This window comes from Actinopolyspora lacussalsi subsp. righensis, assembly GCF_900116555.1.
Taxonomy (GTDB): domain Bacteria; phylum Actinomycetota; class Actinomycetes; order Mycobacteriales; family Pseudonocardiaceae; genus Actinopolyspora; species Actinopolyspora lacussalsi.
This window is the reverse complement of the sequence record NZ_FPAT01000008.1, coordinates 58048-78270: the sequence shown is the minus strand read 5'-3', so window position 1 is coordinate 78270 and position 20223 is coordinate 58048. Positions and strand designations below refer to the sequence as shown.

Annotated in this window: 22 protein-coding genes; 5 read left to right on the top strand and 17 right to left on the bottom strand. The window is 69.1% G+C overall.

The features are described 5' to 3' along the window. The first annotated feature begins 27 nt into the window (after positions 1 to 27). Entirely contained in the window at positions 28 to 1167 is a 1140-nt protein-coding gene (locus tag BM394_RS15190) for a HAMP domain-containing sensor histidine kinase (RefSeq protein WP_245780217.1), read from the top strand. 54 nt (positions 1168 to 1221) lie between these two features. Here BM394_RS15190 and BM394_RS15185 read toward each other — a convergent pair whose 3' ends face one another. The 6 genes from BM394_RS15185 to BM394_RS15160 form a co-directional block, all read right to left on the bottom strand. Next, complete coding sequence (locus tag BM394_RS15185; RefSeq protein ID WP_092979128.1) at positions 1222 to 1800, bottom strand: Uma2 family endonuclease; 579 nt, start codon at positions 1798 to 1800, stop codon at positions 1222 to 1224. Between the two features lie 285 nt (positions 1801 to 2085). Further along, positions 2086 to 4194, bottom strand: coding sequence for a 3-hydroxyacyl-CoA dehydrogenase NAD-binding domain-containing protein (locus BM394_RS15180; RefSeq protein WP_175530118.1), 2109 nt, complete (start codon positions 4192 to 4194; stop codon positions 2086 to 2088). Next, positions 4191 to 5384 carry an acetyl-CoA C-acyltransferase gene (locus BM394_RS15175; protein ID WP_092979126.1) on the bottom strand — a complete coding sequence of 398 codons (1194 nt, stop codon included), beginning with the start codon at positions 5382 to 5384 and terminating at the stop codon, positions 4191 to 4193. The genes BM394_RS15180 and BM394_RS15175 overlap by 4 nt, the downstream gene beginning before the upstream one ends. A 282-nt stretch (positions 5385 to 5666) precedes the next feature. Further along, positions 5667 to 6932, bottom strand: coding sequence for an HRDC domain-containing protein (locus BM394_RS15170; RefSeq protein ID WP_092979124.1), 1266 nt, complete (start codon positions 6930 to 6932; stop codon positions 5667 to 5669). Between the two features lie 89 nt (positions 6933 to 7021). Next, complete coding sequence (locus BM394_RS15165) at positions 7022 to 7675, bottom strand: response regulator (protein ID WP_017976119.1); 654 nt, start codon at positions 7673 to 7675, stop codon at positions 7022 to 7024. Between the two features lie 535 nt (positions 7676 to 8210). Further along, entirely contained in the window at positions 8211 to 8789 is a 579-nt protein-coding gene (locus BM394_RS15160) for a DUF3000 domain-containing protein (protein ID WP_092979122.1), read from the bottom strand. 351 nt (positions 8790 to 9140) lie between these two features. Between BM394_RS15160 and hemE the strand changes: the two genes are divergently transcribed. The 3 genes from hemE to hemQ are packed head-to-tail and all read left to right on the top strand — an operon-like array spanning position 9141 to position 12401. Then, entirely contained in the window at positions 9141 to 10220 is a 1080-nt protein-coding gene (gene hemE / locus BM394_RS15155) for a uroporphyrinogen decarboxylase (RefSeq protein WP_092979120.1), read from the top strand. Between the two features lie 13 nt (positions 10221 to 10233). Then, entirely contained in the window at positions 10234 to 11643 is a 1410-nt protein-coding gene (gene hemG, locus BM394_RS15150; protein WP_092979118.1) for a protoporphyrinogen oxidase, read from the top strand. Positions 11644 to 11702: 59 nt separating this feature from the next. Beyond that, positions 11703 to 12401: a hydrogen peroxide-dependent heme synthase gene (hemQ, locus tag BM394_RS15145; RefSeq protein WP_092979115.1), complete on the top strand. Its 699-nt coding sequence runs from the start codon at positions 11703 to 11705 to the stop codon at positions 12399 to 12401. 304 nt (positions 12402 to 12705) lie between these two features. Here the strand turns inward: hemQ and msrB are convergent, their stop codons facing one another. The 4 genes from msrB to BM394_RS22480 all read right to left on the bottom strand — a co-directional run bounded on the left by msrB (position 12706) and on the right by BM394_RS22480 (position 15947). After that, positions 12706 to 13134: a peptide-methionine (R)-S-oxide reductase MsrB gene (gene msrB, locus BM394_RS15140; RefSeq protein ID WP_092979113.1), complete on the bottom strand. Its 429-nt coding sequence runs from the start codon at positions 13132 to 13134 to the stop codon at positions 12706 to 12708. An 84-nt stretch (positions 13135 to 13218) separates the two neighbouring features. Continuing rightward, positions 13219 to 13527: a hypothetical protein gene (locus tag BM394_RS15135; protein ID WP_092628576.1), complete on the bottom strand. Its 309-nt coding sequence runs from the start codon at positions 13525 to 13527 to the stop codon at positions 13219 to 13221. Between the two features lie 582 nt (positions 13528 to 14109). Further along, the gene (locus tag BM394_RS15130) at positions 14110 to 15657 is read right to left on the bottom strand and encodes an alpha/beta hydrolase (protein ID WP_092979107.1); all 1548 of its coding nucleotides are present in this window, start codon (positions 15655 to 15657) and stop codon (positions 14110 to 14112) included. A gap of 68 nt (positions 15658 to 15725) precedes the next feature. Continuing rightward, positions 15726 to 15947: a hypothetical protein gene (locus BM394_RS22480; RefSeq protein ID WP_139235238.1), complete on the bottom strand. Its 222-nt coding sequence runs from the start codon at positions 15945 to 15947 to the stop codon at positions 15726 to 15728. 70 nt (positions 15948 to 16017) lie between these two features. On the opposite strand from BM394_RS22480, the gene BM394_RS15125 reads away from it, so the two are divergent. After that, a complete protein-coding gene (locus BM394_RS15125) occupies positions 16018 to 16914 on the top strand; it encodes an EamA family transporter (RefSeq protein ID WP_207227658.1) in 897 nt (298 codons plus the stop codon). A 13-nt stretch (positions 16915 to 16927) separates the two neighbouring features. Here BM394_RS15125 and BM394_RS15120 read toward each other — a convergent pair whose 3' ends face one another. The 7 genes from BM394_RS15120 to BM394_RS15090 all read right to left on the bottom strand — a co-directional run bounded on the left by BM394_RS15120 (position 16928) and on the right by BM394_RS15090 (position 20111). Continuing rightward, positions 16928 to 17554, bottom strand: coding sequence for an alkaline shock response membrane anchor protein AmaP (locus BM394_RS15120; RefSeq protein ID WP_092979103.1), 627 nt, complete (start codon positions 17552 to 17554; stop codon positions 16928 to 16930). A gap of 24 nt (positions 17555 to 17578) precedes the next feature. Continuing rightward, positions 17579 to 18112, bottom strand: coding sequence for a DUF6286 domain-containing protein (locus BM394_RS15115; protein WP_092979100.1), 534 nt, complete (start codon positions 18110 to 18112; stop codon positions 17579 to 17581). 28 nt (positions 18113 to 18140) lie between these two features. After that, on the bottom strand, positions 18141 to 18563 hold the full coding sequence (locus tag BM394_RS15110) for an Asp23/Gls24 family envelope stress response protein (protein WP_245780215.1): 423 nt from the start codon (positions 18561 to 18563) through the stop codon (positions 18141 to 18143). After that, entirely contained in the window at positions 18560 to 18739 is a 180-nt protein-coding gene (locus BM394_RS15105) for a DUF2273 domain-containing protein (RefSeq protein ID WP_092979099.1), read from the bottom strand. Before BM394_RS15105 ends, BM394_RS15110 begins: the two co-directional genes overlap by 4 nt. A gap of 63 nt (positions 18740 to 18802) precedes the next feature. After that, positions 18803 to 19135, bottom strand: coding sequence for a hypothetical protein (locus BM394_RS15100; RefSeq protein WP_245780214.1), 333 nt, complete (start codon positions 19133 to 19135; stop codon positions 18803 to 18805). Continuing rightward, positions 19132 to 19485, bottom strand: coding sequence for a hypothetical protein (locus BM394_RS15095; RefSeq protein WP_092979097.1), 354 nt, complete (start codon positions 19483 to 19485; stop codon positions 19132 to 19134). The genes BM394_RS15100 and BM394_RS15095 overlap by 4 nt, the downstream gene beginning before the upstream one ends. An 86-nt stretch (positions 19486 to 19571) precedes the next feature. Next, positions 19572 to 20111, bottom strand: a complete 540-nt coding sequence (locus BM394_RS15090) for an Asp23/Gls24 family envelope stress response protein (RefSeq protein WP_092979092.1) — start codon at positions 20109 to 20111, stop codon at positions 19572 to 19574. Between the last annotated feature and the right edge of the window lie 112 nt (positions 20112 to 20223).

The window sequence follows — 20223 nt, the reverse complement described above, 5'->3', positions numbered from 1 at the left end:
TTCCGGGCTCGTTCGGTGGAACGTCCCGTGCCCGTCGAATCCCCCGCGCGGCGCGGCCCCGGCCTGCGACTGCGGCTGACGCTGCTGTCGACCGTGCTGGTCGCCCTGGTCAGCGGTCTGCTGTTGTGGCTCGGCTGGTTGTTGGTCGGCGACGTTGTGGCCGCCGTGCCGCGCATGCCTCCCGGAACCACGGTGCGGGTGGACGGCGTGCCGGTCTCCGCGGGTGAACTCGCCGAGGCGTTGCGCGGCCGGGCGCGGGAGCGGGTGCTGCTGATCGGTGGTGTCGCCTTCGTGGCCGTCGTGCTGGCGGCCGCGGTGTCGGCGTGGACCGTGTGCGGCAGGGTGCTGCGACCGCTGCACTCGGTCACCGGCACCGCGCGGAGGCTTTCCGCACGATCGCTGGGGGAGCGGATCGGGTTGCACGGCCCCAGGGACGAGGTCGCGGAGCTGGCCGACACCTTCGACGGGATGCTGGACCGACTCCAAACCGCTTTCGAATCCCAGCACCGTTTCGTGGCCAATGCCAGTCACGAGCTGCGCACGCCGTTGTCGGTGATCCGTACCGAGCTCGACGTCACCCTGTCCGATCCGAACGCCGACGCGGCCGAGCTGCGCCGGATGGCCGGAGTGGTGCGCGATGCGACGGCCAAATCGCAGCGACTCGTCGAATCGTTGTTGTTGCTCGCCCGCACCGAGGGGGCCGAGCTGCCGAGTCGTGAGCCGGTCGATCTAACCGAGCTGGCGCGTGCCGCGTTGCGGCCAATGGAGGAGCAGATGTGCGCGTCCGGGCTGCGTACGGAGGTCAGCCCCGCTCCGGCCTTCGCGATGGGGGATCCGGCGTTGCTGGAACGGGTGGCGGGGAACCTGCTGGAGAACGCGGTGCGCTACAACGTCGAGGGCGGCTGGATCGCCGTCGTCACCGCTGTTTCGGGGGAATGGACCTCGTTGACGGTTTCCTCTTCCGGGGCCGAGGTCTCCTCGGAGCGGGTGGACGGGCTGTTCGAACCGTTCCGCCGGGCAGGCGCGGAACGCACCGCGCGCACGGGCGCGGGGCTCGGCCTGTCCATCGTGCGGGCAGCGGCGAGCGCGCACGGTGGCGCCGTCTCGGCGTGTCCGGTTCCGGGTGGCGGGCTGTCGGTGACCGTTTGGCTGCCCGCCGCGCGGTGAGCTCCGCGGGATCGCCCCCGGAACTTCCCACCGGCGAGCCGCCGTGCGGATTTCTCAGAGCCGCAGGGTGGCGATGTCCAGTTCCAGCGGTGCGGGTGATTCCTCGATGTGTACCGGTCCGTCACCCAGACGTACCGATGTGGCGGGGGTGTACCGTCCCCCGTCCAACCGGTATGTCACCAGCTCGGTCGGCCCGCGACCGTCCTGGGCCACGCTCCAGAAGAACGGGATGCCCGCCTCGGCGCAGGCGTCCAGCTTGTCGCGCTGTTCCCGTGCGGTGTTGTCGGGTGACCAGATCTCCCCGGCGAGCCGTACGTGCTCGGCGCCGAACGAGTCGCCGAGGGGAGCGGTGTCCAGCACCACGAAGTCCGGGATCAGCGCCGTCCGCCGCTCGGTGCCGAGCTCCACGCCGATGCCACCCACCGCGTACAGCGCGTTCGGCGTGGACGCGATGGCCCTGTCGAGCAAGTTCACGAGCTGTTTCTCGGCCCATTGGTGCGGGCCGCTCGGTGGTGGCGTCACCAGCCAGTACCCTTCGAGCAGTTCCAGGCGCGACCCGTCGGCGCGGGCCGGCAGCGCGTGCCAGTCGTCGATCGTGAACGGGCCGATCTCGTGCTGTACAAGCGCGGTCACCGAGCATCACCTCACCTCGTTCGTGATCCATCCTGCCACGACCGGCGAGCCGCCGTGCGTGCGATTCGCCGTGCTCCGGGGGCGGCTGTGCTCCGAGGATACCCACGCGGGCGCCGTCACCGGGAGCGAATCGGCACGGGCTCCGAGGAATCCGTGCGGAACGCCTTCCCCGCTCGGGGCGTCGCGGACCACTCCACACCAAAAGGGCCGGGACGGTGGGTACCGTCCCGGCCCTCGAGCGCCGGTCACTCCGTGACTCCCGGTCGGAGTCTCCGGAGGGATCGCTCAGCTGCTGGGCAGGCTGGCCACTCCGGGTTGGTGGAAGCGCTTGCCGTTGACCAGCTCGGAGTAGCCCGAGCGGTCCAGGTACGGGGTGATGCCGCCCAGCCAGAACGGCCATCCCGCCCCGAGGAGCATGCACAGGTCGAGATCCGCGGCCTCGACGACGACGTCCTCGTCCAGCATGATCCGCGCCTCTTCCGCCAACGCGCGCAGCGCGCGGTCACGGACCTGTTCCTCGGAGAGCGGCTCGTCACCCTGCTGCCACAGCTCGGCGACCTCGGGGTCGACGATCTGGTTGCCCGCCTCGTCGGTGGTCCACACGCCCGTCTTGCCCGCGTCGACGAACCGCCGCAGGTTGTCGCTGAGACCGAACCGGTCCGGGTAGGCGGCGTGCATGGTCTCGTTGACGTGCTGGGCGATCGCGGGACCGACCAGCTGCAGCAGCACCATCGGACTCATCGGCAGCCCCAGCGGGTTCAGCGCCCGGTCGGCCACCTCGAAGGGGGTCCCCTCGTCGACCGAGGCGATGACCTCGCCGAGGAAACGGGTCAGCAGCCGGTTGACCACGAAGGCGGGTGTGTCGGCGGTCAGCACGCAGGACTTCTTGAGCTTCTTGCCGACCGCGAAGGCCGTGGCCAACGCGCTGTCGTCGGTCCGCTCGCCGCGCACGATCTCCAGCAGCGGCAGTACCGCGACGGGGTTGAAGAAGTGGAAGCCCACCACCCGTTCCGGATGGGCGAGCTTCGCCCCCATCTCGCCGACCGAGAGCGAGGAGGTGTTGGTGGCCAACACCGTCTCCGGCGAGACGTGCTGCTCCAACTCGCCGAACACCTGCTGCTTGACCGACATCTCCTCGAACACGGCCTCGATGACGAAGTCGGCGTCGGCGAAGGCGCTCTTGTCCAGCGAACCGGTGACCAGCGCCTTGAGTCGGTTCACTCCGTCGGAGGAGAGCCGTCCCTTCGCACCGAGCTTGTCGATCTCGCCGTGTACGTAGGCCACGCCCTTGTCGATGCGTCCCTGGTCGATGTCGGTGAGTACCACCGGCACCTCCAGGCGGCGTGCGAACAGCAGCGCCAGTTGCCCGGCCATCAGCCCCGCGCCGACGACGCCCACCTTGTTGACGTCGTTGGCCAGGGACTTGTCCGGTGCTCCGGCCGGCTTCTTCGCCCGCTTCTGCGTGAGGTCGAAGGCGTAGAGCCCGGCACGCAGCTCGTCGGTCATCAGCGCGTCGGCGAGTGCTTCGGTCTCGGCCGCGTAACCGGCGTCGAGGTCGTTGTTCCTGGCGAGTTCGATCAGCTCGACGGCCTTGTTCACACCCGGCGAGGCGCCGTGCGTCTTGCTCGCCGCGATCTCCTTCGCCCGACTGATCGCCTCGTCCCAGCCCTGACCGCGGTCGATCTCGGCGCGCTGCACGGTGCTGGACCCGTTGATCACCCGCGCGGCCCAGCGCAGCGATTCCTCCAGGAAGTCGGGGGACTCGAGCTGGATGTCGAAGATGCCCATGCCGGTGGCCTTACCGGGGTTGAGCATCTTGTTCTGGTTGAGCGAGTTCTCCAGGATCACGGTCACCGCCTGGTCCGCGCCGACCAGGTTGGGCAGCAGCTGGGTGCCGCCCCAGCCCGGGAACAGGCCCAGGAAGCACTCGGGGAACGCGATCGCGCCCGCGTTGTCGGCCACGGTGCGGTAGTGGCACGACAGGGCCAGTTCGAGCCCGCCTCCCAGGGCCGCGCCGTTGACGAAGGCGAAGGTGGGGATCTCGGACTCGGTGAGCCGTCGGAACACGTCGTGCCCCGCCTTGGCGATCCGGTGGGCGTACTCCCGTTCGCTGAGCTGACCCATCCCGGACAGGTCGGCCCCGACGGCGAACACGAACGGCTTACCGGTCACCGCGATGGCGGCAGGCTCCGCCGCGAACGCCTCGTCCAGCGCGGAGTCCAGCGAGGCGAGTCCGGCCGGGCCGAAGGTGGACGGCTTGGTGTGGTCGTGACCGTTGTCGATGGTGACGAGCGCGACCCTGCCGTCCAGTCCCGGAACCTCGACGAGCCGGGTGTGGGCGCGGGTCACGACCTCGTCGGGAAACAGTGCTGCGGAATCGCTGTCGATGCTCACTTGGCGCCCCCGGCGGTCTTGTCGTGGTTCGGGTTCTCCCAGATCACCGTGCCGCCCATGCCGAAGCCGACGCACATGGTGGTGATGCCGTAGCGAACCTCCGGATGCTCGGCGAACTGCCTGGACAGCTGGGTCATCAGCCGTACCCCCGAGGAGGCCAGCGGGTGTCCGCAGGCGATCGCTCCGCCCCACTTGTTGACCCTGGGGTCGTCGTCGGCCATTCCGAAGTGTTCGAGGAAGGCCAGCACCTGGACCGCGAACGCCTCGTTGATCTCGAAGAGTCCGATGTCGTCGATGGACAGCCCCGCCCGGTGCAGCGCCTTCTCGGTGGCCGGTACCGGTCCCACTCCCATGACCTCGGGCTCCACACCGGCGAAGGAGTAGCCGACCATGCGCATCCCGACGGGAAGCCCCAGTTCACGGGCGGTGTCCTCGTCGGCGACGACACAGCCGGTCGCGCCGTCGTTGAGTCCCGCGGAGTTGCCCGGAGTCACCCGGCCGTGCGGCCGGAAGGGAGTCTTGAGTCCTGCCAGGGACTCCGCGGTGGTCCCGGGGCGCGGAGGTTCGTCGGCGGTGGCCAGTCCCCAGCCGGACTCGCTGGAGCGGGTGGCCACCGGGACCAGGTCCGCGCCGATCCTGCCCGCGTTCGCCGCCGCCTCGTATCGCTGCTGACTGAGCGCGGCGTAGGCGTCGGTGCGCTGCTTGGTCAGGTTCGGGTACCGGTCGTGCAGGTTCTCGGCGGTGGAACCCATCACCAGCGCGGAGGAGTCGACCAGGTTGTCGGACACGAATCGCGGATTGGGATCCACCCCCTCGCCCATGGGGTGATTGCCCATGTGCTCGACCCCGCCCGCCACGGCGATGTCGTAGCCGCCGAATCCGATGCCGCCCGCGACGTTGGTGACCGCCGTCATCGCACCGGCGCACATCCGGTCGATCGCGAAGCCGGGTACGGATTTGGGCAGTCCGGCGAGCAGGGCCGCGTTCCTGCCGATCGTCAGTCCCTGGTCGCCGATCTGGGTGGTGGCCGCGATGGCGACCTCGTCGATCCGTTCCGGTGGAAGATCGGGCTGCCGCCGCAACAGTTCCCGAATGACCTTGACGATGAGATCGTCAGCTCGGGTCTCGGCGTAGATGCCCTTGGTGCCTGCCTTGCCGAACGGCGTGCGGACGCCGTCGACGAAGACCACGTTCCTGAGGGCACGCGGCGTTCCCGCCGATGCGGGGCCGCTGCTCTTGTCGGCTGCTGCCGACGCAGGTGCTGCCACGGCGTGCTCCTTGTCGATGTGGGTACGCGCCAGGCCGGGCGGCTCCGTTGCCCGACGGCGGGCTCTGCCGCTACCGGCCGGTAACGTGCACTCTAGCGCTCATTACCGGACGGTAACCAGTGGGATCGATGTCTGCTGAACCACAGCCGTGACACCGCCGTCGGACCAGTACGGACCGAAGCCGCGGACCGTGAATCGAGCGGATTATTTCACCTGGTCGGAAGCTTCGCCGCCGGACTCGCCCATCGCTTTCGCGATCGGTTCCGCCGTCAGTTCCACCTGCCAGGGCCGGGCGCCGCGTTCGTGCAGCTGTGCAGCTATCGATGCCACACCACCATCCGAGGGAGGTTGCCAGCAGAGCCTGCGCACCAGATCCGGCAGCAGCAGGTTCTCCACCGGCAGGTTGTTCCGCTCGGCGATACCGGAGAGCACGTTCCGGACCGCGCTCAGCCGGGACGCCGCGGCCGCGTCCCGCTCCGCCCACCTGTTCGTTGGCGGTGGCCCGTCGTTCGGTGCGGTGATGGCGGGCAGTTCCTCCTTGTCCAGCTCGCGTGCGTTCCGCAGCGCCTCGAACCACTGCTCGGATCGTCTGCGCTGCTGCTTGCCGCCGAACACCGGCAGCGCGACGAGGTCCTCCCTGGTGGCCGGATTCTCCCGCGCCGCCCGGATGATCGAGCTGTCCGGCAGGATCCGTCCCGGCGCGATGTCCCGGCGGCGGGCGATGTCGTCCCGCAGTTGCCACAGCGCGCGCACGATCGCCAGCTGTACCGGGGTCCGCAGCCGGTGTATTCCCGAGGTTCGACGCCACGGTTCCGGTCTTGCGGGTGGCGGCGGAGCCGTGCGAACCGCTTCGAACTCCTGCATCGCCCAGTCGAGCTTGCCCTGCCTGTCGAGCTCCGCGCGTAGCGCGGCACGTAGTTCGACCAACAGCTCCACGTCGAGCGCCGCGTACACCAGCCATTCGCGGGGTAGCGGTCTACGTGACCAGTCGGCCGCACCGTGTCCCTTCTCCAGCCGGTACGACAGCAGTCGCTCCGCGAGTGCGCCGAGTGACACTCGTTCGTAGCCGGCCAGTCGGCCCGCCAGTTCCGTGTCGAAGAGCCGGTCCGGACGCAGGCCGAGTTCGGCCAGGCACGGCAGGTCCTGCGAGGCCGCGTGTAGTACCCACTCCGTGTCACCGAGTGCGGCGACGAGCGGCCCCGGATCCCCGTTCAGCGCGATCGGGTCGATCAGTACCGTGCCCGTGCCCTCGCGGCGTAACTGCAGCAGATACGCCCGCTGCGAGTAGCGGTACCCGGAGGCGCGCTCGGTATCGATCGCGATCGGCCCACTGCCCGCGGCGAGTGCCGCGGCAGCGAGACGCAGGGATCGGGGCTGCTCGACCACCGGTGGGACACCACCGGAGGGACGTGTCAGCAACACTGGTTCGGAGTGGTCCGGTTCGGCGGATTCGGGGTGAACAGCATCCACGGCTCACAGACGATACGTCCCTCTATCGGCTGAGGGGACCGAACGGTCCGATTCACCGTCCGCCGACCGGCTCGATGGTTGTTGTCAGATCATCGAATCACTCCGGCCCGCATTGCCAACGCGACCATCTGGGCCCGGTCTCCGGTGCCCAATTTGCGTCCGATCCGTGACAGGTGACTCTTCACCGTCAGAGCGGACAAATTGAGCGTTTCGCCGATCTCTTTGTTGGATCGGCCGTCCGCCACCAGTTGCAACACTTCGATCTCACGAGCGGAGAGCTCGCGCGGAGTGTTGTCGGTACCCGGAACCCGGGTACCGGCGGCCAACACCGGAGCCACGTTCGGATCGGCGTACACACCGCCGTCCAGCACGCGGCGCACACCGTCCGTGACCACGGTCGGTGAGGCCGATTTCAGCAGGTATGCCTGTGCTCCCGCTTGAAACGCGGCCCGGACCGCATAGGGGTCGTCGGACGAGGCGAGCACCACGATCCGTGGCCAGCCCTGGGTACGTAATTCCGTAACCAGGTCTACACCTGTCCCATCGGGCAGTCCCAGATCGAGGACTGCCAGGTCGCACGGACCGGTGGCCAAGGCGCGTGCCTTGGCCTCGGCCATCGATGCGGCTTCGTGCACCGTGCCGGCCCCCATCTGCAGCAGCCGGGAGGATATGGCCTCCCGGAGCAGCGGATGGTCGTCCACCACGAGCACCGTGAACAGCTCTTCCCGCGGGTGCGGAACCATGTTAGCCGGCAATGCACCGGCTGGCGTGGTACGAGCGGCCTGACCTAAGCCGACGGCAGCCACGTCACTACCTCCCTGGAGTCGGTCGTGCCCCCCGACCGGCACCGGGACTCTCGGCCGATCAGCCGCGCCACTGATCGACCGAAAGTGGTGTCGTTCAGGTTGTAGCGTAACCGTCCGAGCGGATTATTGGGACGATCAAACGGGTATGTATCCCGATCGAGTTGCTCTCGATGTGACGCTGCCTACTTCTTTCGGGTGATACTAAAAAACAGTGTTAACGCCGAAACGTAGTGATTCGATACAGATCTTTCGATCTTCGCGTCTCCGACGACATCGGAAGGGTGCGAGACGGCCACCCCGTCGTTCCGCGCCCCCGGCCGCCACGACGGCCTCTCGTCCCGACGGACGCCCTGCCGAGGTCTCCGGAGCTCACTCGATGGGAGCCCGTTCGGCAGATCCCGTTCGGCGGCCTCCCGACGGCAGGATCCAGTCGACAGACCCCCGGCGGCAGCGATTCACTCGCCGGGGGCGTTCAGCCGTGCCTGCGACGCTCCGCCGTCCGGTTGCCCAACACGCTCACGCCGACCGGCGGCAGCCCGGCCGCGGCACCGATCACTTCCTGGAACGCGCGTGCGTGCGTGGTCAGCTCGCTGTCCGAAGGAGTCCAGGACCCCCGCAGCTCCAGTTCGTGCTCGCGCGCCGGTTCCGCTATGTCACCGAACCTGGCCGAGCAGGTCGCGGTAACCGTTCCACCCAGCGCCGTGTGGTTGGCGCGGCACGAGTGCAGCGCTCCAGTCAGCCACGACCAGCCGAGCTCGGCCAACCCGGGGTCGCCGGCCAGTTCGCTTCCCACATCGGCCCGCAGGTACAGGACCAACCGCAGCACACCTTCCCACGAGGGCTGTCCCTCCGGGTCGTGCAGCAGTACGAGTCGGGCCGTGACGGCCGTGCCCTCGGGACCGCTCGTCTCGGCCGCCAGCGCGTAGGTCCACGGAGCGAGCCGCTTCGGTGGGCGTATCTCGCTGAGCTCTATCTCCCTGCGGGGAGGTGGGGCCTGCAGTGTTGCCACCGCGTCCCGAAAAACCATGGGAACAGCCGACATCTCGGTCACAGCAGGTGACTGTATGACCTGTTCGCAACCACGTGGCGACGCCACGCCGGAGATCACGGACAGTGGACCGGACGCTCGGCTTCCTCGCACGGCGTGCGAACATGAGGTCGGATCCGTCCCCGGCGGATCCGACCACCCGGGTGTAGGGGGCTCCGGCGTGCCCGAGACGTCGGTTGGCGTGCCGTTACCCGGCCACCCGCTCAAGCCGTTCCGCGAGGATTTCCGAGGAGCTCCATTGCGCTTGTCCGGACGTGGTCCTTCCGGCTCCGCGACAGTTCGTCACGTCGGCGGCCGGGGCCCGGAGTCGGCCCTACGGCGCCCCTGACCCCTTCGAATCGGCGGAGGATTCCGATGACCCATCCCACGCACGTCTCCAACCGACGCGGGCTCGACGATGCCCCGTTGCTGGTGGCCGCGAACGGCGGAACTCCCGAACACACCCCCGTGTGGTTCATGCGCCAGGCGGGGCGTTCGCTGCCGGAGTATCGCCGGGTCCGGGAAGGCGTTCCCATGCTGCGGGCCTGTCTCACGCCCGAACTGGTCTGTGAGATCACGATGCAACCCGTCCGCAGGCACGGCGTGGACGCCGCGATCCTGTTCAGCGACATCGTGCTTCCGCTCTACGCCGCCGGGGTGGGGCTGGACATCGTCTCCGGCACCGGGCCGGTGGTCAATCAGCCGGTGCGCGGTGCCGCCGACGTGACTGCCCTGCCCGAGCTGGAGACCGAACACGTCGAAGGGGTGGCCGAGGCGATCCGGCTGTTGCTCGGTGAGCTGGGGAGCACACCGCTCATCGGGTTCGCGGGGGCCCCGTTCACACTGGCGTCCTACCTCGTCGAGGGCGGTCCGAGTCGCAACCACGAACGCACCAAGGCGCTCATGCACTCCGACCCGGAAACCTGGCACGCGCTGCTCGGCAAGCTCGCCGAGACCACGCTGAAATTCCTGCGGGTGCAGGTCGACGCCGGAGTCGACGCGATCCAGCTGTTCGACTCCTGGGCAGGCGCGCTTTCCCCCCGTGACTACGTCACCTACGTGCAGCCGCACACCAGCCGGATCCTGCGGGGCATAGCTGAGTACACCGGCGGCGAGGTGCCGCGGATCCATTTCGGGGTCGGGACGGGTGAACTGCTCGGAGCGATGCACGAGGCCGGCGCCAGCGTGACGGGGGTCGACTGGCGGGTCCCGTTGGACACGGCCGCGTCGCGGATCGATCCGTCGCAGCCCTCGCGCCCGGTGCTGCAGGGAAATCTCGACCCGGCGGTGCTGTTCTCGGACTGGGAGTCCGTGCGCGGCGAGACGGAACGGATACTCGCCGAGGGCGAGTCGGCCGGTGGGCACATCTTCAACCTCGGGCACGGCGTACTGCCCGACACCGATCCCGAAGTGCTGACCAGGCTCGTCGAGTTCGTGCACTCCCGCCGAGACTGACCGGAGCGGAAGCATGTCCAGAGTCGCTGTGGTCGGCGGCGGTATCGCCGGGATGACCGCCGCGCACCGGTTGCGGAAGCTGCTGGGCGAGCACGCCGAGATCGTCGTGTTCGACCAGGCCGAGCGAACCGGCGGCAAGCTCTACACCGCTCGGCTCGCCGATCGCGGCTACGACCTCGGCGCCGAGGCGTTCCTGGCGCGGCGTCCGGAAGTCACCCGACTGGCCGCTGAGCTCGGGCTGGACGACGAGCTGGTTCATCCCGGTCCCGCCTCGGCGACGGTGCGCGCCGGGGGAGGGAATCGTTCGCTGCCCGCGGGGATGCTCATGGGGGTACCCGCCTCCGGACGGGCCGTCAGCGGGGTTCTCTCGGAGAGCGGGGTGCGTGCCGTCGAGCGGGAGGAGTCACTCGAACCGCTGCGGTTGTCCGGCGGCGATGCCTCGGTCGGTGCTCTGGTGCGGGAACGGCTCGGCCACGAGGCCGTCGAACGACTCGTGGAGCCGCTGCTCGGCGGGGTCTACGGGGGATCGGCCGACGCCCTGGGGCTGCGCGCCACCATGCCCGCGCTGGCGAACGCGCTGGACGCGGGCGCCGAGTCGTTGACGGCCGCCGTCAACGCGGCCATGCCCGAACCGCCGCCACCCGGTACGGACAGACCGCCCGTGTTCGGGGCGTTCCGGCAGGGCTACGACACACTGCTCGACGAACTGCGGAAGCGTTCGCGAGCGAGTTTCGAGCTCGGCCTGCCGGTCCGTGCCCTGCGTCCGTTGTCCCGGGGCTGGAACCTGGCCATCGGTTCCGCCCCGAGTCCCCGGACGCTCGATGTGGACGCGGTCGTGCTGGCCGTGCCCGCTCCCGCCGCCCGCAAGCTGCTCGCCGACCCCGTTCCGGACGCAGCCGACTGCTTCGGTCGTCTCCGACTCGCCTCCATGGCCGTGATCGGACTGGCGCTGCCGTCCCACGTCGAGCTGCCCGCGGCCTCCGGAGTACTCATCGCCCGTGGCGAGCGTCACGCGGACGGGACTCCGTTCACCGCGAAGGCGTTCACCCTCTCCAGCCGCAAGTGGCCGCAGCTGCGCGGCGGCGAGGGGGAGTCGCTGGTCCGGGCCTCGGTCGGCAGGGGAGACCCCGCCGAACTGCGGCCGGACGACGACGAGCTGCTGCGCCGGGTACGCGCCGATCTGGCCGAACTCACCGGTGTGACCGCCGCGCCCTCGCAGAGCCGTGTCGTTCGTTGGGGCGGTGGGCTGCCGCAGTACGGCGTGGGGCACTCCGAGATCGTCGCCGGTATCGAGGACGCCGTCTCGCGGATACCGCGACTGGCAGTGGCGGGCGCAGCGCTGCACGGCGTCGGGGTCCCCGCGTGCGTCGGCACCGGCGAGTCGGCCGCGTCCACGATCGCGGAACAGCTGGCCGCGAGCTGAGGCACACACCCGCCCACCTGTCCGCCTCGGGGCGGACGAGCGGTGGCAGACTGGTCGGCATGGCCCGCCTGAACTACGCCGAGTTGAACGATACGATCCGCTACACCATGTGGTCGGTGTTCCGCGTCCGCGCCGGGGAACTTCCCGAGGACAGGGAGAAGGCCGGGGCGAGCACCAGGCAGTTCCTGGAAGGGCTCGAGGATTCCTCGGACCTCGTGGTGCGTGGCGTCTACGACGTCTCCGGCATGCGCGCCGACGCCGACTTCCTCATCTGGTGGCACGCTTCCCGGATCGAGGACCTGCAGGCGGCCTACTCGGATTTCCGGCGCGAGACTCCGCTCGGCCGGGCCAGCGAGCCGGTGTGGAGCAATGTGGCCGTGCACCGTCCCGCCGAGTTCAACAAGAGCCACGTGCCCGCGTTCATCGCCGGCGAGGATCCGCGTGCCTACGTGTGCGTCTACCCGTTCGTGCGCTCCTACGAGTGGTACCTGCTCCCGGACGAGGAGCGGCGGGACATGCTCGTCGAGCACGGCAAGGAGGCCAGGGACTACCCGGACGTGCGGGCCAACACCGTTCCCGCCTTCGCGCTGGGCGACTACGAGTGGATCCTGTCCTTCGAGGCTGACGAACTCCACCGGCTCGTCGACCTGATGCGTCACCTGCGCGCCACCCAGGCTCGGCTGCACGTGCGCGAGGAGACCCCGTTCTACACCGGACCGCGAGTCGGGGCGGAGGACCTGGTCGCGCGGCTGCCGTGAGCTTCGGCGCCGTGTCGAATGCCTCGCCGTCGGAAAAGCTCCCCGAACCGGATGTTTTCGCTGAGCCGGACCGAGCGCTCGAGACGAATACGGGAACCGGCGTGACCGTTGATGGCATCCTCGAGGACCTGGAGGCGGATCGTCGGTGACGCCGCTGCTGCGAGTCGAGGTTTCGGTTGGCCCGCGCGGGTGGAAACTTCGGCCGAGACCGCGATCACCGGAAGCGGGGGCAGCGCCCGCTGCTTCACCTTCCGGATGCGTTGATCCCGGCCGGAGTTCCGCCCCGCCTGCTCGATCGCCTAGGTCAAGCGTTCTCGTCCGGCTCCAGCCGCAGCGCGATGGAGTTGATGCAGTAGCGCTGGTCGGTCGGGGTGGGGTAGCCCTCTCCCTCGAACACGTGGCCGAGGTGGCTGTGGCAGGACGCGCAAAGCACCTCCACGCGCACCATGCCGTGCGAGCGGTCCTCCCGGAGCAGGACCGCTTCCGAGTCGCTGGGGTCCCAGAACGAGGGCCAGCCGCAGTGCGACTCGAACTTGGTGCCGCTGCGGAACAGTTCGGCGCCACAAGCGCGGCACTCGTAGACGCCCTGGGTCTTCTCCTCCACGTAGTCACCGCTGTACGGTGCTTCGGTGGCTCCCTGTCGCAGCACGGCGTACTCGTCCTGGCCGAGTCGCTCTCGCCACTGTTGTTCCGACTTGACGACCTTGGGGGTGCTTCCCACTACCGGATCCATACCTCCACGATAATTCCGCGCGAGTGCGGCGGCACCGCAGGAGGAGCGGCCCACCGGGCGGCGGGACCCATCGGGCGGCGGGAGTCATCCGGAGAACGCCGCCACCATGAAGACCAGGGCGTTCCATATCGTGAAGGCCACTCCCAGCAGGATCAGCGTGACCACGACGACGGCGAGCAGTCTCCGCTCACCCCGCAGTCGGTTCGCGCTCTGCGCGAAGTCGCCGACCCCCTGCAACATGCCCTCGACGGTCGCTCGGGAACCACAGTGCTGCATCCGGTCCAGATGCGCGGCGAACGCCTGCGCCTCCGGGTCGTGCGGGTCCAGTCCGATCAGGTCGTCGGCGAAACGGCCGGCCGGCTCGTCCGGTTCGCCGTGCTCGGCGCGTGACATGTTTCCACGGTAACCCTCCGTGCCCTTCCACGCGTCCGTATCGAACGTTCACCGGAGCCACCTGATCGGTTCGGAAAGCGGCCGGTAGAGCTTCGTTCGAGCGGTTCCCCCGTTCCGGTCCGGGCGGAACCTCCCGCGACTGGTCGAGTAGGGCGCGGTTGATCGCGGCCGGGGCGGACACCGATGAAGCGCCGGTGCCGAACCGGAAATGGTTTTCGATCACGGGTGTCGCCCGTCCAGCGGTATCCGTGGCGCGGACGGCGGGGCAGCATCGACGTGTCGATATTCCTGCGATCAGGAGGCCGTCATGGAGCAAGCCGTGGCACAGACCGCGACGGAAACACAGTTCGGTGGGTGCAGCTGCTGCGCCAGTTGCAGTGGTCCCTCCTGCGGGTGCTGCAGCAGCTGCTGACGGGACCCCGCGGACCCGGGTTCCGCATGTGCTCGCGGAACGGAACCCCGCCGTCCGCCCTCTGGCTACGGGAAGGCCCGACGTCGAGTGGTCGAATACGCCACGTCGGGCCTTGTTCGCGAGGGCACCGCGAACGAATCCGCGGGGGATTCCGCTCCCCGGGCGCGGCATCACGCCGGACAGGCCGCGTCGCGGGGCGGAACCTCGCCCTCGACCAGGAATCCGCTGACGAGTTCCGTGACGCAGTCGGACCGCCCCAGCGCACCGTGCCCGCTTCCCAGCCAGCTCACCTTGCTGCCGTTGGCCAGCGTGGCGGCCATGTTCTCACTGCCGGTCGCGGGGGTCAGGGGATCGTTCTCGGTGGCTATCACCGGTATGCGCGGCAGTCGGCCGTTGCCTGGTGAAGGCATCGCCTGTTGCGGTCTGGGCCATGTCGAGCACCTGATCAGTCGTTGTGCGAACACACCGCCGAACAGTGGCCTGCTGTCGACCCACTCCTCGGCGATGTCGCGCGCTCGCTCCGGCGGAAGCCGCGACATCGTGTCGTTGCAGCGTGTCACCATGCGCTGTCCCAGCCGATCGGCCCCGACCTCGGAGTCCCGGACGAAGCCCGCCAGCGCGCTGCCGTCGCCGTCCTCAGCCGCCGCGATGGCCCGCGTCAACCGGGGCCAGTCGTCCCGGTTCCCCAGACCGTGCAGCACCGCTCTGGTCAGTTCCCCCGAGGTGAGCGGCGCTCCGTCCGTCGGAAGGGCCTGGCCGCGAGTGCGTTCGATGAGCGAGTCCAGCCGTTGCCTCGGCGATTCCCCCAGCGCGCACTCCTCGGAGTCGCGGCACCTCGCGGCGAACACGTCGAAGGTCCGCTCGGCGCCGTCGGCGCGCCGTTTCAGCTGCGCCAGGGTTTTCAGCGTCGGATCCGGGGCACCGTCGAAGACCATCCTGCCCACGTTGCTCGGACGGTCACGTGCGTAGACGCTCAACACGCGCGACCCCTCGCCACGTCCGATGGCGTGCAGCCGGGGGACGCCGAGTTGCAGCCGCAGTTCCTCCAGGTCGTTCGAAGCGTGGCGCGTGTCGTAGGTCTGAGCTCGTCGCTCCAGCTCCAACAGGCACTTCTGGCTGGCCGTACGCACCGATTCCAACAACCTGTCCAACGCCGCGTCGTCGGTCGCTCGCGAGTCGAACCGGGTGATGGCCTCGCGTTCCCGTTCGGGTACGCAGTTCGCCGGATCGGAATCCCCGGTACCCCGGCGGTCCATTCCGATGATCCTGAACTCGCGCAGCATCCGCTCGGGCAGCCGCGTGGCGAGGCGCGCGGCGGAGGTTGTTCCCGGTGCGCCGCGGATGTCGTTGACCACCACCAGTGGGACATCACCGGATCCGGCGGTCAGCAGCGCGATCCGCGTGGTGCCACCGCGCATGGCCCCGGGGGGATCGGTGTTGGTCAGCAGGTTCGCGCACGAGAACCGCATGTCACCGGGGGAGTGGCTCGAATCCAGCTCACTCCTGGTCGCGGCGGTGCAGTCCGACCAGTCCAGCGCGTTGTGGCTCGACGGCCCCAGCGGCGGCACGGTTCGTGGCTCGGAGTTCCGCGGGGTTCGCGCACCGGAGTTCCCGTCGTCCCGATAGGCCACGGCCGGACGGTCGGACGGTCCCGCGGAACACGCCGTGAGCACCAGAAGCAGCAGGATGACACCGACTCTGCCGATGACGCGCGGCACGTGAACTCCTTCTCGGCGCGGTGTGCTGACTCGGACGGGCGCCTTCCCTCCCCTGTGCACTCCGGGAATCATCGCACGGTCGGTGTGAGAAGTGGGTGAACGGTCGCGGCGGTCATGTCGGTGGTACCGGTAGGGCGGTGTTGCAGTAGTCTGCCGTCCGGCCGGTCCTCCGGCAGTACCGACGGCCCCCACCGCTCGTGGCGCTTCTTACTTCCCGGCAGCGGGGACAGCACCACCGAGGCGGAACGGGAGTTCCCCGTGTCCCGCGAGACGGGCACCCGCGCGGACACCGGTGGTGGCGAACGTCGTCGATCCGTGCAGCATCGATTCGGACAGGAATGGAACGCGACCGTGGCACAACTGGACGAGGCATCGTCAGCCGGGCGGCATCCCGACGGGCGGTTCGGCGCGCTGGCCACCCGTGCTTTCGGAGCCGTGCCCCCTCCCGTGCTCGTGGTCACCGGCATGATCAGTCTGCAGGTCGGTGCCGCCTTCGCCAAGCAGCTGTTCGCCATGGCCGGTGCGTTCGGCGTGAGCGCGATCCGACTCACCTTCGCCGCGCTGGTGCTGCTGCTGGTGTGGCGTCCCGCGTTGCGGATGGACCGCAGGACCTTTTTGGTCGTCGCCGGATACGGCGCGATGCTCGCCGGGATGAACACCAGCATTTACCACGCTTTCGAGCGGATTCCGCTGGGTATCGCCGTCACCATCGAGTTCCTGGGGCCGCTGTCGGTCGCGGTTTTCGGTTCCCGTCGCAAGCTAGACGTGGTCTGGGCGCTGCTCGCCGCCACCGGCGTCCTGCTGCTCTCCCGCGTGGAGGGCGGACTCGATCCGCTGGGGGTCGCCTTCGCGCTGCTGGCGGCGGTGTTCTGGGCGGGCTACATCCTGATGGGGGCCAAACTCGGTGACCGCACCACGGGCGGGGGCGGGCTCGCCGTCGGGATGGCGGTCGGCGCGGTGCTGGTGCTCCCGTTCGGGGTGGTCGAGTCGAACACCGCACTGCTCGATCCGCACGTGCTGGCCGTGGGGCTGGTGGTCGCCCTGATGTCCTCCGTCGTGCCCTACTCACTGGAGCTGGAGGCGCTGCGCCGCATCCCGCCGCGAGTCTTCGGGGTGCTGATGAGTCTGGAGCCCGCCGTGGCAGCCCTGGCCGGGCTGGTGGTGCTGCGGGAGGCGCTCGGCGCGGGACAGTGGCTCGCGGTGCTGTGCGTGGTGCTCGCCTCGATCGGAGCGACTCGCGGTGGTGGACGAGCTTGAGCGTCGGGACAGCTCACCGCACGCGTTGCGCCGGTGAGCTGTCCAGGTTCAGCCGGACAACGGTCGGCAGCGTCTCGACACGGAGCGCCTCGCGGGCTCGGGAGAGCACCTTCTCGTCCAGTTCCTCCCAGACCTGACGGACGTCGGTGCCGTGCTGCAACGACAGCACCATCCGCAGTCCGGGGTTCTCGGCGGTGCCGGTGGTACGCACCCGTGCTCGGGTCACCCCGCTGACCTCGCGCGCGTCGGTCCGCACCGCGTCCGTGAACGCCGTCCCGGTGAGCGAGGTGGTTCCCGTGGCACCGCCGCCGATGTGGATGTCCGGACGGTTCTCCGGACGCAACGCGTGGATCAGCCACCAGAGTCCCAGCAGCACCAGCAGCACGCCCAGCACGGCCACCGCCGTGAGGCTCAACCGGGGATTGTCCCGGATCCACCGCTCCAGCAGCGGGTCCAGTACCGGGCGGTCCGCCCGGTACACCCCGAGGACACCCGAGCCCACCAGTAGTGTCAGCGCACCCGCCAGCACCGCCAGCGTCCCGACCACGTGAACGATCGTCCGCTCGAAGGTCAGCGAGCGTCCCAGCCGGTTCGCGGTCCGCTCGGTGTGTCGCGGTGTGCTCGACTGCTCAACCGCCATGATCGCTCCTCGACAGCCTTGTGATCATCGCTGCTTCGCCGGTTTGACCACGACCGAGACCTTCGGGGGCGTGACCAGCGGCAGTTCCTCCGTCGCGGCACGCGCGGTATCCCGCAGCCTGGGTTCGAGGTCACCGACCTCGGTGAATTGGCTGACCGCGTTCACCCGCACCGCTTTGCGGCGCGCGACCACGGACGCGCGTGCCACCCCGTCCTGCTCCCGAACCCGGTGGCCGACCAGTCGTGCGAGTGACCGAGGACGGGTGACCACCACCACCTCCGGCGCGGGGTCGTGCAGTCTGATGTCTCCCCTACCGGCCCGGGCGGCCACGAAAATCAGCAGCAGGCCGAGCACGGCGGTGACGGCCGCCCCCGTTCGCACCAGCGTGTCCCGCCAGGAGACTCCGGCCAGTTCGTCTCGCAGGGTGGCACGATCCACCAGCAGCGGATCCGCACCGGTGGAGACGGCGGCTCGTACCGCTTCGATCACCAGCAGCAGACCAGCGGCCAGGAACAGCAGTCCCAACAGCGTGGTGAGGATTCGAACGAACGCACGCATCGGTCGGCAGTCCTTCCAGTGGGAGCGGCTACTCCACTCGCGGGGCGGTGGGGTGTGGCACCAGCGCGGTGACCGTGACGTCCACCGTGGCGACCCGGCAGTCCGCCATGCGTTCCAGCTCGGTGCGCACCCGTTCGCGAACGGCGCTCACGGTCTCGGCGATCGGTGCCGGATAACGCAGCGCGAGGTCCAGACGTATCCGCAACTGTCGCTCCGGACCGGCCAACCGTGCCGTCGCTCCGTGCTCGCCCGTACCGAGTCCCGCCACGCGTCGTCGCATCCGGACACAGTTCGGCACGGAGTCCGCCGCGTGTTCGGCGATTCTGCGCAACACTCCCCGGTCGATCCGCAGTCCACCGCGCTCCGACGGCTCGGTGATACCGCCGTGCTCGGAACGTGTCGTCGCGGCGCTCTCGGTGGCGCTCTCGGCGGTGCCCACTGTCCCGGTCACCGGTCCTTACCCCGTCCGAACAGGTCACCGAACTCCATGTCGCCGTCCACGAACCGGCCCACCACGAAGCCGATCAGACCGACCGCCAACGTGATCAGAAAGGCGGTGAAACCACCAGTGGTAACCGCTACGCCGAGAATCAGCCCGGCGATCAAACCGGTCTGTGTCGCGTTCATGGCACAACCTTCCTATTCGTCCCGCGAGCCGGCGTGTGTTCGTTCGGTACGTGACCGCCGCGGTCATACGACTCGCGGCCCGCGCCCGCGGCGTGCTCGCCATTCCCGTATCCGGGCCAGCAGCCCGCGCAGACCGTGCCGACGCACGAGCACCACCGGTCCGTCTCCCCGTTCGCCGGGCAGGGGAGTCGGTGGTTCGCTCGGCGAGCACACTCCGTCCCGTGCCGACTGTAGTTCCGCGACACCGGCGGCGAAGACTTCGGGATCACCACCGACGTCGGGATGGTTCGCACGTACGAACTCCCGCAGCCGGAGCCGCGCTTCCCTGGCGTCATCCGGGGCGCGGCGCGAATCCGAACCCCGATGCGAATCCGCATCCCGGCGCGAACCGATCACCTCGCCTCACCCGTCCCGTGGTTCGACTCCGGTTCGTGTTCCGGTGCCAGCACGTCCGCGACGGTCACGTCGATCATCGTTTCACCGGTCACTTCGCGTATCCTCTCCCGGATCTCGGTCACGAGCTCGGGAACGGGACGTCGCAGCAGCAGCACGACACACACCTCGGTCGCGTCGCCGGTGTCCACCGTGGTTCGGACGCCGGTCACCCGTCGCCCGGGCAGGTGGGTGGCGACGATTCCGTGTTCCCCGCCGTCCAGCCGGACCACACAGGGGTGTTCGAGGGCCGCTGCCGCTATCCGTTCGGCGACGTGCTCGTGCTCCCGTGCGGTCTCGTTCTCCGTGGTCATCCTCGTGCTCCCGTGCTGTCGTGGCGTGGTTCGGGACGCACAACGTCCTCGGACGGGGACACCGGGCAGAGTCACCGCTCAGCCGGTCACTGCACTCGTGATCCCGTCCCGTTCTGCTGGGTGGTCTCCTCCTCGTCCTCGGAGGGGAGGTGGATGTCGTTGACCGAGATGTTGACCTCGGTCACCTCCAAGCCGCACATGCGTTCCACACTGTGGATCACATTGCGGCGTACCGCACGGGCGAGATCCACGATCGCGGCACCATACTCCACGACGATGTCCAGGTCGATCGCGGTCTGGCGTTCCCCTACCTCCACCTGCACGCCCGAAACGTTCGAACTCCCGGTGCCGCCGGGGATGCGTTCCCGCAGGGCACCGAAAGCGCGTGACACGCCGCCACCCATCGAGTACACCCCGGAGATCTCCCGCGCGGCGATTCCGGCGATCTTCTGCACCACCGAGGAGGAGATGCTGGTCCTGCCCTGCGAGGTGTCATCCGCCAGGCGCGCGGGTGTGTCCGGCGAACGGGACTCCGGGATACCGGTCACGTCCGTGCCGCCCGGCTGTTCCGACTGCGTGGACTCCGACTTGCTCGAACGGGTGGAGCTGCTGCCCGACTGCGTCATGCCGACTCCTTTCGGAAACACCGGTCGCCCTGCCTTCCGAGCTATGACGGGGCTGGTCGGTGTGGACTGGTACCCGATCAGATGCTAATTCGTGCCGCGGTCTTCCGGCTCG